We start from the raw sequence: 14,400 nt of genomic DNA, 5'->3' as shown, positions 1-14,400 counted from the left end.
TTCCAGTGTGTGTACAGGCTGCGAGTTTCAGGGCGCGGCCGCGTGGCCCAGGCCGGCGGCGACCGGCCGGAAGTTGCGGAAGTCCCAGTCGCGTCCGGGGGCGGCGTCGATCAGGGCCCGCGTGTATTCGTGGCGCGGTTCGGTCAGCACGGTTTCGGCGGAGCCGGTTTCGACGACCTTCCCTCGCTGCATGACCATGATGGTGTCGCAGATCTGTGCCGCCACGCGCAGGTCGTGGGTGATGAACAGCACGCCCACGCCGGTGCGCTGGCGCACCTGTTCCAGCAGTTCCAGCACCTGCGCCTGCACCGACACGTCCAATGCGGACACGGCTTCGTCGGCCACCAGGACCTCGGGGTCCATGACCAGGGCGCGCGCGATGCAGATGCGTTGGCGCTGGCCGCCGGAGAACTGGTGCGGGTAGCGGTTCATTGCGTCCGGACTCAGGCCCACCACGCTCAGCGTTTCGCCGGCGCGCTTCAATGCCTGCTCGCGGGCCACGCCGAAGTTCAAGAGGCCCTCGATGATGGACTCACCGACGGTGCGGCGCGGATTCAGCGAACGGTACGGATCCTGGAACACGATCTGGATGCGGCGGCGCACAGGACGCAGCGCCGAGCCGGACAGGGTGCTGAGGTCTTCGCCGCCCATCATCATGTGGCCGGCGGTGGGTTCGATCAGGCGCACGATGCAGCGCGCCACGGTCGACTTGCCTGAACCGGACTCGCCCACGATGCCCAGGATCTCGCCCTTGCGCAGCGTCAGGTTGACGTCGGCGGCCGCGATCACGTTGCGCGCGGCCTGGCGCGAGAACAGCGAACTCTTGGTGCCGTAGGTGCGGCCCAGGCCCTTGACGTGCAGCACCGGCATGCCGGCCGGCGCCTCGCGGCGCGAGGGCACCAGGCTGGGTACGGACGACACCAGGCGACGGGTATAGGACTGCTTGGGCTCGGCCAGGATCTCGTTGCGCGTGCCGCTTTCTATCAGGTCGCCGCGGTTCATCACCACGATGCGGTCGGAGATCTCGGCCACCACGCCGAAGTCGTGGGTGATGAACAGCACCGCGGTCTGGTGCTTGACCTGCAGTTCCTTGATGAGCGCCAGAATCTGCTTCTGCGTGGTGACGTCCAGCGCCGTGGTCGGCTCGTCCGCGATCAGCAGCTTGGGCTCCAGGATCAGCGCCATGGCGATCACGATGCGCTGGCGCTGGCCGCCCGACAACTGGTGCGGATAGGCTTCGAAGATGCGTTCGACGTCTGGCAGGTGCACCGACCGGAACATGTCCAGCACCTTGGCGCGGCGCTCCGCGGCCGACATCTGCTTGCGGTGCAGGCGCAGCACTTCGTCGACCTGCTTGCCCACCGTGTGCACGGGGTTCAGCGCGGTCATGGGTTCCTGGAACACCATGGCCATGCGCGTGGCGCGCATCTCGCGCAGGCGGCGCTGCGTGGCCGTGACCACGTCTTCGCCTTCCACGCGGATGGAACCCGCGCTGACGCCCAGCACGCCGGGAGGCAGCAGGCCCATGACGGCCAGCGAGGTGACGGATTTGCCGGAGCCGGACTCGCCGACCACGCACACGGTTTCGCCGGCATGCACGTCCAGGCTCAGGTTGCGCACGACGCGGTTGCCGGCGCCGGCGACTTCCACCGAGAGGTTGCGGATGGCCAGGATGGCGGTCGAAGTATCGCCCGCGGGAGGAGTGGGGGAATAGGTCATCGGCATCAGATCCTGCGCACCATTTTCGGGTCCAGCGCGTCGCGCAAGGCGTCGCCCAGGATGTTCACGCTGAGCACGGTCAGTGACAGGAACAGGCCGGGGAACAGGATCAGGCCGGGCAGCATGCGGAAGTACATGCGTCCTTCGGACATGATGTTGCCCCAGGAGGCGATCTCGGGCGGGATGCCCGCGCCCAGGAAGCTCAGGATGGCTTCGGTGAGCATGGCGGACGCGAACACATAGGTGCCCTGTACCGTCAGCGGCGCGATGGTGCTGGGCACCATGTGACGCCACAGCAGCAGCGGCAGCGGCGTGCCCAGGGCCAGCGCGGCTTCGACATAGGGTTCGCCGCGCACGGTCAGGATCTGGCCGCGCACCAGCCGCACCACGCGCGGAATTTCGGGGATGGTGATGGCGACCAGAACGGTCGTGATGCTGGCGCCAGTGACCGATACCAGGGCGATCGCCAGCAGGATGCCGGGGATGGCCATGATGGCGTCCATGGTGCGCATGATCAGCCCGTCCAGTGAACGGAACCAGCCCGCGATCACGCCGATGACCAAGCCGATGGCGACGCTGACCAGCGCCGCGCCCAGGCCCGCGATCAGCGAGACGCGCGCGCCGTAGGCCACGCGCGACCAGACGTCGCGGCCGAAGGCGTCGGTGCCCAGCAGGTAATCGGAGAAGGGCGGCTTCAGGCGCGCGCCGGGGTTGATCGAGGTGGGGTTGACGGTACCCAGCAGCGGTGCGAACAGCGCGATGGCGACGACGGCCACCAGCACGATCAGCGCCAGCATCACGGGCCAGCTTTTGAGGCCCTGGCGGATCTGGCGCCAGGCGGTGGCTTGGGGCGTGCCGCCGCCGGGGAGATCTGCGGCCGCTTGCGCGGCGGCATCGGTTGGCGTTTGCATGGTGTTAGTACCTGATCCGAGGGTCGAACACCGTGTAGGCGCAATCGACAACAAGATTGATGAACACGTAGACGAACGCGAAGAAGAGCGTCAGGCCCTGGATGACGGGGTAATCGCGCGCGAGCACGGCTTCCACCACCAGCCGGCCCAGGCCGGGGATGTTGAACACCGATTCGGTCACGACCACGCCGCTGATCAGCAGCGCGATGCCCAGGCCCACCACCGTGGCGATGGGCACGGCGGCGTTGCGCAGGGCGTGGCCCAGCAGCACGCCGGTTTCGCCCAGGCCCTTGGAGCGCGCCGTGCGGATGAAGTCCTCGCCCATGACCTCGATGACGCTGGTGCGCGTGATGCGCGCGATCAGCGCCACGTAGACCGTGGACAGGGCCAACGACGGCAGGATGAGGCGGTGCAGGTACGGCCAGAAGCCCTTGGCCAGCGGCGCGTAGCCCTGCACGTTGAACCAGCCCAGCTTGATGGCGAAGAGCCAGATCAGCAGGTAGCCCGTGACGAAGACCGGCACCGAGAATCCCAGCACCGAGAAGCCCATCACGGCGCGGTCCAGCAGCTTGCCTTGGCGCCATGCAGCCAGCACGCCCAGCGGAATGGCGACGAGCAGGGTGAACACCAGGGTCAGCACCGCCAGGCTGAGCGACGGTTCCAGGCGCTGGCCGATCAGCTTGGTGACCGGCACGCCCGACATGAGCGAAGTGCCCAGGTCGCCTTGCAGGAGCTTGCCGCCCCAGATGAAGAACTGCTTGATGACCGGCTGGTCCAGGCCCATCGTCTGGCGTATCTGGACGATGCGCTCGGGCGTGGCGCCGTCGCCCGCCATGATGATGGCCGGATCTCCCGGGCTGAAACGCAATATCGCGAAGACCACCACCGCGACCATCACCAGAACGGGGATGGTCGCGAGGAGCCGGCGTGAGACAAATGCCAGCATGTATTTCCCCCTGAACTACTTGCCCATCAAGGGGCTTTCTTGACGTTCCAGAACGCGAACACCGGCGCGTGCACCAGGCCCGAGAGCTTGGTCGAGTAGACGGTGGGCACGGACATCTGGCCCAGCGGCACGTACAGGCCTTCATCGATGCCGATGCGCTGCACTTCCTCGGCGATCTTCTTCTGTTCCGCGGGGTCGGAGGTCAGCGCCATCTTGGTGCGCAGCTCTTCGATCTGCGGGAAGTCGGGCCAGCCGAACCAGGCGTTGTCGCCGTTGGCCGCGGCCGGGGCGGAACGGACCGGGTCCATCACGTCGGTGGCGTACCAGTTGGTGTTGTGGATGTTCCAGCCGCCTTCCGCGGGCGCAGCCTTCGAGGCGCGGCGCGTTGCGACGCTTTGCCAGTCCATCGCGGCCAGGTTGACGTTGAAGCCGGCCTTGCGCAGCGCCTGCGCCATCACCACCGGCTGCGCCGACAGCGTACCGACGTCGGTCGCGTGCATGACCAGGATGGGCGTGTTGTCGTAGCCCGCTTCCTTCAGCAGCGCCTTGGCCTTCTCGATGTTGGACGGCACCACCATGTCCTTGCCGATGTCGCTTTCCAGCGGCGTGCCGCAACCCCACAGCGAGGCGCAGGTCTTCCAGTACTTCGGATTGCCGACCAGCGCCTTCATCACGTCTTCCTGGCCGATGGCGTACATCGCGGCCTGGCGCACCTTCTTGTTGTTGAAGGGCGGGTACTTGAAGTTGAAGCGGTACATCGTGAAGTAGCCGACCGGGCTGAGCGACTCTTCCTTCAGATCCTTGTTGCCTTCGATCATCGGCAGCAGGTCATAGGGGAACTGTTCGACGAAGTCGATCTCGCCGCCCAGCAGCGCGTTGGCGGTGGTCAGCGCATCCGGCATGACGTCCCATTCGACCTTGTCGACGTTGACGACCTTGCCGCCGGCCAGGCCGCTTGCGGGTTCCTTGCGCGGCACGTAGTCGGCGTTCTTGGCGTAGACGGTCTTCACGCCCGGCTTGAATTCGATGACCTTGAACGGACCCGAGCCGGTCATGTCCGTGATGGGCTGGCCGATGGCCTGTTCGGCGATGCGCTTGGGCATCATGAACGGCGCGGTGCCGGTGGGCTTGGACAGGGCGCGCAGCGCCAGGTCCGTGGGTTCCTTCATGACGATGCGGAAATTCTTGTCGTCGATGACTTCGATCTTGTCGGTGAACTTCAGCAGCGTGCGGCCCATGCCGTCGCCGGCGGCCCAGCGCTTGATCGAAGCGACGCAATCCTCGGACGTCACCGGCTTGCCGTCATGCCATTTCTGGCCGTCGCGCAAGGTCATGGTGTAGGTCTTGCCGTCGGGGGAGACTTCCCACTTTTCCAGCATCTGCGGCTGGATCTTGTTGTCGGCGTCGGTGGCCAGCAGGGTGTCGTAAATCATGTAGCCGTGCCACGTCGTGATGTACGCGGTGGTGGCATGCGGGTCGGTCAGGCGCAGAGGCGAGTGCATCACCGACTTGATGACGGTCTCGGCGTAGGCGCCGTGAGCCATCATCATGGTGGCGCCGGCCAGCGCGGCCGCTCGGACGTACTTCAGCATGAATGTTCCCCTTGATGCGTGGTGAGCGGCGCCATCGCGCCGCTGCGTCGTTGGTCCGCCGCGCGGTGGCGGCGTGCGAGCTTCAGGCGGTAGCGGGCCCGCCCGAAAAGACAGGTCCGCAAGGCGCCATTCTGATGCCGGGACGCAACCGTGTCCATGGTTGTTTTGCCGCATCCATCAGCATGGAACCCGGGGCCGCGCATACCAGGATCTTTTCCGCGATGCCGGTGAAATCCGCGCGGAAGTGGGCGGAGCTCTTGACCACCAGGATCGCTGCGCGTTGCGGTTCCACGCCGGCGAAGCGGAACATCTCCTGGTCGGCCATCTGCACCTTGTTGGAGGCGACGATGATGCGTACGCCGCCCACGCGCAGGCAGGCGCTGGGGCCCAGGTCCATATGGAAGCCGCGATAGAAGGCGCCGTGCGTATCGAAGCGTCCATCTGAAGTTTTCTCGACGATGAACTCGGTGTCCAGCGGTTCATCGTCGGGAATACCCGAGTGTCCACCCAATGCAATACGTACCTTGTTTCCAGCGCCCGCGCGATGGGCCGCCAGCGCGGCCGCGGGGTCGACGATGAGGCCGATGGCGGTGTCGCGCGCATCGTGCCGGATCAGGGCGCGCAAGACGCCGGTGGTGTCCGAGCTGCCGCCCGCGCCCGGGTTGTCCTGCGCGTCGGCGATGACCACGGGTTTGTGCGCGTCGCGCGCCAGGCGCATGGCTTCCTGCACGGCTTCGTCGGGCGTGTAGAGCCTGCCGCCGAAGTCGCGTTCGGCGTTGAGCACGGCGCGCGCCATTTCGTCGGCAGCGGCGTCGGCGTCGGCTTGGGTGGCGCCATAAGCCCAAACGGTGGGCGCGCACTCGGGGAAGTCGGCTGCGGGAAAACCCGTGGCGAACGACAGGCTAAGGGCGCCGCGCGCTTCGATGTCGCCCACCATCTGGTACAGGCTGCGCGAGGGTTCGATGTCGGTGGACTGCCAGCACAGCGAAATCAGGTAGGGCAGCGCACGCAGGGCCACGCAGGGCCGCGGCGCGCCCGCCAGCCGCGCGGCCAGCAGTTCGGCTGCGCGCTGCCCGGTTTCGGCCATGTCGATGTGAGGATAGGTGCGATAGCAGACCAGCGCGTCCGCGTGGCGCACCATGGCGCGGGTGACGTTGGCATGCAGGTCCAGGCTGGCCACGACCGGCACGTCCGGACCCACCAACTCGCGCACGCGCTTGAGCAGTTCGCCTTCGCCGTCGTCCAGGTGTTCCGTGACCATGGCGCCGTGCAGGTCCAGATAGACGCCATCCAGCGGCAGCGCCTGCGACAGCCCCTGCAGGATCATCGCGCTGATGCGTTCGAACGCATCCTTGGTGACCGGACCCGAGGGGCTGGCCGCCGCCCAGGTGGTAGGTAGCAAGGTGTGCCGTCCCATGGCTTCGATGAAGCCCGCCACCGGTATGTTGGCGCCCGCCACCGCCTGGAACATCGCGGGCCCGCTGACCAGCTTGGGCCAGCCGCCGCCTTTCTCGGCAAAGTCTTCCCACGCCGCGCGCGAAGGCGCGAACGTATTGGTCTCATGCTGAAAGCCGCCTATCCCGATGCGCATCAGGATTCCCCTTGTCGTTTTTGATATGAGGAAGGCGCGGCTACGCCGCGCCCGTTTCAGTTCCCGCTGCAAACGGGCACAACGCAACTAACTGGCAAGATCGTCCCAAGCGGGGTCGCGCGGATCCGGCTTTGCCGGTCCGCAGCGACGCCCCCTTGAGGGGGCCCGCCTGAGGGGGAAGCGCGCAGCGCTTCGGGGGTGGGCTCACTTCGCTACAGGCATGGTGAACTCGGCGCCCTTGGCGATGCTGTCGGGCCAGCGCTGCATCACGCTCTTGTAGCGCGAATAGAAGCGGATGCCTTCTTCGCCGTAGGCGTGATGGTCGCCGAACAGCGAGCGCTTCCAGCCGCCGAACGAATGCCAGGCCATGGGTACCGGGATCGGCACGTTGATGCCGACCATGCCGACCTTGATCTGGCGCGCGAAGGCGCGCGCCACGCCGCCGTCGGACGTGAAGCAGGCCACGCCATTGCCGAATTCATGGGCGTTGATCAGTTCGACTGCCGAGGCGAAGTCCGGCACGCGCACCACGCACAGCACAGGCCCGAAGATTTCTTCGCGGTAGATGTTCATGGCAGGCTTGACGTTGTCGAACAGCGTGCCGCCGAGGAAGAAGCCCTTTTCGTTGCCAGGTACCTTCAAACCGCGGCCGTCGACCACCAGCGTGGCGCCGGCGGCGATGCCGTCTTCGATATAGCCCACGACCTTGCCGCGATGCTGCGAGGTGACGAGCGGGCCCATCTCCGCATCGCCTTGCATGCCGTCCTTGACCACCAGCGCCTTGACGCGCGGCGTCAGGCGTTCGACCACCTTGTCGGCCACGTCGCCCACCGCCACCGCCACCGAGATGGCCATGCAGCGTTCGCCGGCCGAGCCATAGGCCGCGCCCATCAGCGCGTCGGTGACCTGGTCCAGGTCGGCATCGGGCATGACCACCATGTGGTTCTTCGCGCCGCCCAGCGCCTGCACGCGCTTGCCGCGGCGGGTGCCTTCGGCGTAGATGTATTCGGCAATCGGCGTCGAGCCGACGAAGGACAGGGCCTCGACGTCGGGATGCGCGATCAGCGCGTCCACCGCCTGCTTGTCGCCGTGCACGACGTTGAACACGCCTTCGGGCAGGCCGGCTTCGGCCAGCAGTTCGGCCAGGCGCACGGACGCCGACGGGTCGCGCTCGGAAGGCTTGAGCACGAAGGTGTTGCCGCAGGCGATGGCCACCGGGAACATCCAGCACGGCACCATCATGGGGAAGTTGAACGGCGTGATGCCGGCCACTACGCCCAGGGCCTGGCGCATGCTCCAGTTGTCGATGCCGCCGCCGATCTGGTCGGAGTATTGGCCCTTCATCAACTGCGGAATGCCGCAGGCGAATTCGACGATTTCGATGCCGCGCGTGACCTCGCCCTTGGCGTCGGAGAAGACCTTGCCATGTTCGCGGGTGATCAGTTCTGCCAGTTCGTCCTGATGCTTGTCCAGCAGCGCCTTGAAATTGAACAGGATGCGTGCGCGCTTGAGCGCGGGCGTTTCGGACCAGGCCGGAAACGCGGCCTTGGCAGCGGCCACGGCCAGCGCGACTTCGTCATTCGACGCCAGCGGAATGGACGCGGTGACTTCGCCGGTGGCGGGGTTGAAGCCGTCGGCGTAGCGGTTGCTGCGGCCGTCGTAGTGCTGGCCATTGATGAAATGCGGGATCTTCTTCATGGGAACGCTCGAATCTGGGGCTTTGAAAAATGCCACAGGGCGGCCGTCGGCCGCCCAGGCGAAAAACCGCCCCTCGCGGGGCGGCGGACGATCAGGCGACTTCTTTCAGGATGCGGCCGATCTGTTCGAAGATCTGGCCGATCTGCGCCTCTTCGATGATGAGCGGGGGCGAGATCGCGATGATGTCGCCGGTGTACCGCACCATCAGGCCGCTGTCGAAGCACTTCTGGAAGACTTCGGCGGCGCGCGCGCCGGGAGCGCCCGCGCGCGGCGCGAGCTCAATGCCGCAGACCAGACCCAGGTTGCGCACGTCGATGACGTGCGGCGCGCCCTTCAGGCTGTGGGCGGCTTCCTGGAAGGCGCCGGACAGCTTGCGGGCGCGGCCGAACAGGTCTTCGCGGCGGTAGATGTCCAGCGTGGCCAGGATGGCGGCGGCGGCCAGCGGGTGCGCCGAATAGGTGTAGCCGTGGAAGAACTCGATGCCGCCGGCCGGGCCGTTGACGATGGCGTCATGCACTTCGCGCTTGACCGCGACCGCGCCAGCCGGCACGGCGGCGTTGCTCACGCCCTTGGCCATGGCGATGATGTCCGGCGTGACGCCGAAGAACTCGGAGGCCGTGGCGGCGCCCAGGCGGCCGTACGCGGTGATGACTTCGTCGAATATCAGCAGGATGCCGTGCTTGGAGGTGATCTCGCGCAACTTTTCCAGATAGCCCTTGGGCGGGATCAGCACGCCGGTCGAACCCGCCATGGGTTCGACGATGACCGCGGCGATGGTGGACGGGTCGTGCAGGGCGACGATGCGCTCCAGTTCGTCGGCAAGGTGCGCGCCCCAGGCCGGCTGGCCCTTGGAATAGGCGTTTTGCTCGATGTTGTGGGTGTGCGGCAGATGATCCACGGCGGGCAGCAGCGCGCCGGAGAAGGTCTTGCGGTTGGTCGAGATGCCGCCGACCGAGATGCCGCCGAAGCCTACGCCGTGGTAGCCGCGCTCGCGGCCGATCAGGCGGGTGCGCTGGCCTTCGCCGCGGGCGCGGTGATAGGCCAGGGCGATCTTCAGGCAGGTGTCGACGGATTCGGAGCCCGAGTTCGTGAAGAAAACCCGGTCCAGGCCCTGCGGCATCATGCTGGCGACGGCGGTCGCGGCCTCGAAGGCCAGCGGGTGGCCCAGCTGGAAGCCCGGCGCGTAGTCCATCACGCCTGCCTGCTTGGAGATCGCGGCGACGATTTCCTCGCGGCCGTGGCCGGCGTTGACGCACCACAGACCTGCCGTGCCGTCCAGAATCTGGCGGCCGTCGGTCGAGGTGTAATACATGCCCTTGGCGGTCGCCAGCATGCGCGGGTGGGCCTTGAACTGCTTGTTGGCAGTGAAGGGCATCCAGAGGTGGGACAGGTCGGGCAGTTTGTCGGGGGCGTTCATGGCGGCTCCAGGGGACGGACAAGCGCTGGACTTGGGCGACGGTTGTGCAGCCAGCGGGATTGAAACGATTCTGGTGCGTCCGGATAGGAATGAAAATATACGATCCGCGCAAATGCGGCTAACTGTATAGTTATGAACGACACAACTGTACAGTTATCTCCGTGATCGATTTCCAGCCCAACCGCGCTCGTGGCCAGGCGCCGACCCTGGTCGAGCAGCTGGTCGCCGCCATCCTGCGCGCCATCGAAGAACAGACACTGCGTCCGGGTATGTCCCTACCCTCGGTGCGGGAGTTTGCTCGCCTGTATGACGTCAGCACCTTCACGGTGGCCAGCGCCTACAGCCGGCTGGTATCGCTGGGCTGGCTGGCGGCGCGGCCGGGCGCGGGCTATCGGGTCGCGACGCCGGACGCGCCGGCGCGCCCCGCCCAGCCGCCATCCTGGGAGCCGCCGCGCCTGAACGCCGGCTGGCTGCTGTCGGATATCTTCGCGGACCATTCCATCCCCATCAAATCGGGCTGCGGCTGGCTGCCGGGCGAATGGTTGAACGAAGAGGGGCTGCACATGGCCCTGCGCCATATGGGGCGGGTGCCGGCCATGCGTATCGCGAACTACGGCCATCCCTACGGCTACGCGCCGCTGCGCGAGACCATCGCGGCCAGCCTGAGCGCGCAGGGCATGGAGGTCGAGGCCTCGCAGGTCGTGCTGACCCAGGGCGTGACGCACGGGCTGGACATGGTGATACGCACCCTGCTGCGGCCGGGCGACACGGTGGTGGTGGAACAGCCCGCCTACGCCAACCTGCTGCAGATGCTGCGTCTGGCTGGCTTGCGGGCGGTGTCCGTGCCCCGCACGCCGGACGGGCTGGACTGCGAGGCGCTGGAAGCGGTGGTGGCTCGCCACCGGCCGAGAGCGCTGGTCGTCAACACCGCCTTGCAGAACCCGTCGGGCGCCAGCATCAGCATGGCCAATGCCTTCCGCATCCTGCAGGCGGCCGAGCGGCATGGCCTGTGGGTGGTGGAAGACGATATCTCGCGCGAACTTGCGCCCGGCGTAACGCCTATGCTGGCCGCCCTGGATGGGGCGCGGCGCGTGGTCTACCTGGGCGGCTACTCCAAGGTCATCAGTCCATCGGTGCGGGTGGGCTACGTGGTGGCGCATCGCGATCTGGCGCGCGACATCGCGCGCACCAAGATGGCGGTGGGCCTGACCTCGCCGGAGATCATGGAGCGCATCGTCCACCAGGTCATCCGCGAAGGCCGCTACCGTGCCCACATCGCCCGCACCCGCGAACGGCTGGCAGAGGCCCATGCCGGCGTGGGCGAGCTGATGGCGCAGCATGGCTTCGAGATATATGGGAGGCCGCAAGGCGGCCTCTTTCTGTGGGCCAAGGTGGCCGGGCAGTGGCGCGAACGCGGCGCCAACGGACTCGCGGAACTGGCGCTGAAGGACGGGATCTGGCTGGCGCCCGGTTCCTATTTCGAGGCGGACGAGGCCGATACGCCCTGGGTGCGTTTCAACGTCGCTTACTCGGAGGCGCCAGCGCTCTGGCGCTTCATGCGAAATGCCGGGGCGGCGGCCTGAGTCACTGGCGCTCGTAAGTCACGAAATCGTATTCGTAGCCGTTTTCGGCCGGCTGCGCTTCGCGCGCCGTTTCCTTCCATTGGAAGGCGGGCAGCAGGGGGAAGAAGGCGTCGCCTTCAACCTCGGCGCGGACTTCAGTGGCCAGCACGCGCTGGGCCAGCGGCAGGGCTTGCGCGTAGATCTGCGCGCCGCCGATCACATAGGCCGCATCGATGTCGCCGCAGGCCTGGATCGCTGCTTCGAGCGACGGCACCACGATGGCGCCCGCAGCGCTGAAATCGGGGTTGCGGCTGATCACGATGTTGCTGCGGCCGGGCAACGGCCGACCCAGCGAGTCCCAGGTCTTGCGGCCCATGATGATGGGGTGGCCCAGGGTGCTGCGCTTGAAATGCGCCAGATCGCCCGGCAGTTTCCAGGGCAGGGCATTGTCGCGTCCGATGGCGCGATTGGTGGAGTAGGCGACGATGAGGGTAAGGCTGGCGGGCATGCGGGGTCGGGACGGTAGGAGTTCGGCCGGTTGGCTACGGCAAGCGTAGCAAATTTGCGCGGCGGCTCGCGCCGCGCGGGCCGCTCAGTCGACCGCGTGTTCCAGGAATTCGGTGGCGGGCATGGGTTTGCCCAGCAGGAAGCCCTGCAGCGAATCGCAGCCCAGGCCCGTCAGGAACTTCTGTTGCGCCGGCGTTTCCACGCCCTCGGCGACGATGCGCAGGTTGAGTTGCTGCGCCAGCGCGACGATGGCCGAGACGATGGCGGCGTCCTCGTTGTCGTTCTCCAACTGGTTGACGAAGCCGCGGTCGATCTTCAGCTCGGTGGCCGGGAGCCGCTTCAGATAGAGCAGGCTGGAATAGCCGGTGCCGAAGTCGTCGATCGAAATCGTCACGCCCAGGTTCGACAGGCGCTTGAGCACCGCCAGGCTGGCCTCGGCGTCGCGCATGGCGGTGGACTCGGTCACTTCCAGGGTCAGGCAGGCCGGCGGCACGCCATGGCGGTCCAGGGCCGAGCGTACCGTTTCCACCAGGCTGGCGTGGGCGAACTGCAGGGCCGAGATATTGACGGCGACGGTCCAGTGGCCCTGGCCGGCGTTGATCCATTCCCGCATCTGGCGGCAGGCCTCGTTGATCACCCATTCGCCGATGGACAGGATCAGGCCGGTCTTTTCCGCCGTGGGGATGAACTGGTCCGGGCCCACCAGGCCGCGGGTCGGGTGGTTCCAGCGCAGCAGCGCCTCGGCGCCGATGATGGGGCCGGCGGGCGCTTCGTACTTGGGTTGGTAGTGCAGGACGAGCTGGTTGCGCTCCTGCGCCAGGCGCAGGTCGTGCAGCAGTTCGATCTGCTCGTGCGCGTCCGCATTCATGGATGGTTCGAAGAAGCTGTAGCCAGTGCCGCCCAGGCGCTTGGCGTGGTACATCGCCGCATCGGCGTTGGTCAGCAGGGCGTGGGTGTCCTGGCCGTCGCTGGGATAGATGGCGATGCCCACGCTCGAGGTCACCATCACCTCATGCCCGTAGACAGTGACGGGTCGTGCGATGGCGTCGATGAGGCGGTCGGCGACGTTGGCTGCGTCGGTGGGTTCGATCACTTCGCTCAGCACGATGAACTCGTCGCCGCCCAGGCGCGCCACGGTGTCCTGCGTGCGCAGGGCCTGGCGGATGCGCTGCGCCAGGTCGATCAGCAAAGCGTCGCCGGTGTGGTGTCCGTAGGCGTCATTGACCGCCTTGAAGCCGTCCAGGTCGAAGAACAGGACCGCGAAGTAGCCCTTGCGGCGGCTGGCGCTTTCGATCGCCTGCTCCAGCCGGTCTTCCAGCAGGATGCGGTTGGGCAGCTTGGTCAGCGTGTCGTGCAGCGCCAGTTGCACCAGTTCTTCGTTGGCCTCGGCCAACGAAGAAGCCAGGGCCGAGGTGCGCGCCTCCAGCCGGTTGTCCAGCACCGCGACCAGCAGGGCGATGGCCAGCACGCTCAGGGTCACCGCGGTCACGGCGATGGCCAGCCAGCCGGCCGAAATGCCGCTGTTGGCCGCCATGCAGATGCTGCCCGCGGGGAATCCGGCGGCGGCCATGCCGGTGTAGTGCATGCCGACGATGGCGATGCCCATGATCACTGCCGCCAGCGGCCGCGACCAGACCACGCGGGGGCCGCCGTGGCGCAGCCGGTAGGTGATCCACAGCGCCGCGCCGGAGGCGGCCACGGCAATCACGATGGACAGCGCGAACCATTTGGCGTCGTAGACGATGCCGGGTTCCATGAGCATGGCGGCCATGCCGAGGTAGTGCATCGCCGCGATGCCGGCTCCCATGAGCAGGGCGCCGATCATCAGCCGTCGCCGCGGCAGCTCATCCTTGCTTACGGTCCATAGCGCGAAGGCGGAGCAGCCGATGGCAATGACCAGCGACAGGACGGTCAGGGGCAGGTCGTAACCCATGGCAATGGGCAGGCTGAAGGCCAGCATGCCCACGAAGTGCATGGACCAGATGCCCACGCCCATCGCGAACGCGCCGCCCGCCAACCAGTAGCGCGCGCTGGGCAACCCGTGCGAGGCCCTGACGCGGTTGGCCATGCCCAACGCCGTGTACGACGCCAGGATGGCGACTCCTAGAGATACGAGGACGAGCGAAGGGTTATAAGTTCCGACGAGCATTTGTAGGGTCCTGTCCTTGGCGCATGCTGCCGCCGCGCGGGCTTCATATCAATTCAATTGGTAGTCTATGGTTGCAAGTCGGTCGCAAGACAGAATTCGGCGGTCGACGCTGGTGATACACGTGCTCTCTTTTTGGGAAGGGGAGTGCGGCTGAGCAACGCCTGCGGACGGCGCTGCCGGGCGGACTGCCCGGGTCGCGGCGAGCGACAGGCACGGCGCGGCAGGTGCCGGTCGGAAGCAATGGCGCGCGGGCATTTCTGGACGCGCGTCCATGGCTAAGGGATGGGTTATACCGAAAACACGCTTCC

General features: G+C 66.8%; 10 protein-coding genes. 1 reads left to right on the top strand and 9 read right to left on the bottom strand.

Annotation, left to right across the window (positions count from 1 at the left end):
• Positions 1-27 precede the first annotated feature (27 nt).
• From DXK93_RS13670 to DXK93_RS13640, 7 genes are all read right to left on the bottom strand, one after another.
• A complete protein-coding gene (locus DXK93_RS13670; RefSeq protein ID WP_054451988.1) occupies positions 28-1,719 on the bottom strand; it encodes an ABC transporter ATP-binding protein in 1,692 nt (563 codons plus the stop codon).
• A gap of 5 nt (positions 1,720-1,724) precedes the next feature.
• Positions 1,725-2,630 carry an ABC transporter permease gene (locus DXK93_RS13665; RefSeq protein ID WP_119450319.1) on the bottom strand — a complete coding sequence of 302 codons (906 nt, stop codon included), beginning with the start codon at positions 2,628-2,630 and terminating at the stop codon, positions 1,725-1,727.
• 4 nt (positions 2,631-2,634) lie between these two features.
• Entirely contained in the window at positions 2,635-3,576 is a 942-nt protein-coding gene (locus DXK93_RS13660; protein WP_054451986.1) for an ABC transporter permease, read from the bottom strand.
• Between the two features lie 26 nt (positions 3,577-3,602).
• Entirely contained in the window at positions 3,603-5,168 is a 1,566-nt protein-coding gene (locus DXK93_RS13655; RefSeq protein ID WP_054451985.1) for an ABC transporter substrate-binding protein, read from the bottom strand.
• Between the two features lie 82 nt (positions 5,169-5,250).
• Positions 5,251-6,759 (bottom strand): M81 family metallopeptidase, encoded by a 1,509-nt coding sequence (locus DXK93_RS13650; protein ID WP_119450318.1) that lies wholly within the window; start codon positions 6,757-6,759, stop codon positions 5,251-5,253.
• Between the two features lie 204 nt (positions 6,760-6,963).
• Positions 6,964-8,457, bottom strand: a complete 1,494-nt coding sequence (locus DXK93_RS13645) for a CoA-acylating methylmalonate-semialdehyde dehydrogenase (protein ID WP_054451983.1) — start codon at positions 8,455-8,457, stop codon at positions 6,964-6,966.
• A gap of 91 nt (positions 8,458-8,548) precedes the next feature.
• Positions 8,549-9,874 (bottom strand): aspartate aminotransferase family protein, encoded by a 1,326-nt coding sequence (locus DXK93_RS13640; protein WP_054451982.1) that lies wholly within the window; start codon positions 9,872-9,874, stop codon positions 8,549-8,551.
• Positions 9,875-10,035: 161 nt separating this feature from the next.
• Here DXK93_RS13640 and DXK93_RS13635 point away from each other — a divergent pair, with 161 nt between their 5' ends.
• Positions 10,036-11,457 carry a PLP-dependent aminotransferase family protein gene (locus DXK93_RS13635; protein ID WP_054451981.1) on the top strand — a complete coding sequence of 474 codons (1,422 nt, stop codon included), beginning with the start codon at positions 10,036-10,038 and terminating at the stop codon, positions 11,455-11,457.
• A gap of 1 nt (position 11,458) precedes the next feature.
• Here the strand turns inward: DXK93_RS13635 and DXK93_RS13630 are convergent, their stop codons facing one another.
• Positions 11,459-11,944 (bottom strand): dihydrofolate reductase, encoded by a 486-nt coding sequence (locus DXK93_RS13630; RefSeq protein WP_054451980.1) that lies wholly within the window; start codon positions 11,942-11,944, stop codon positions 11,459-11,461.
• A gap of 84 nt (positions 11,945-12,028) precedes the next feature.
• Complete coding sequence (locus DXK93_RS13625; protein WP_119450317.1) at positions 12,029-14,092, bottom strand: bifunctional diguanylate cyclase/phosphodiesterase; 2,064 nt, start codon at positions 14,090-14,092, stop codon at positions 12,029-12,031.
• Positions 14,093-14,400: the final 308 nt, after the last annotated feature.

The organism is Achromobacter sp. K91 (assembly GCF_003576205.1).
Classification (GTDB): Bacteria; Pseudomonadota; Gammaproteobacteria; order Burkholderiales; family Burkholderiaceae_B; genus Achromobacter; species Achromobacter aegrifaciens.
The sequence above is the reverse complement of the archived record's forward strand: the minus strand, read 5'-3'. Positions and strand labels throughout refer to the sequence as shown.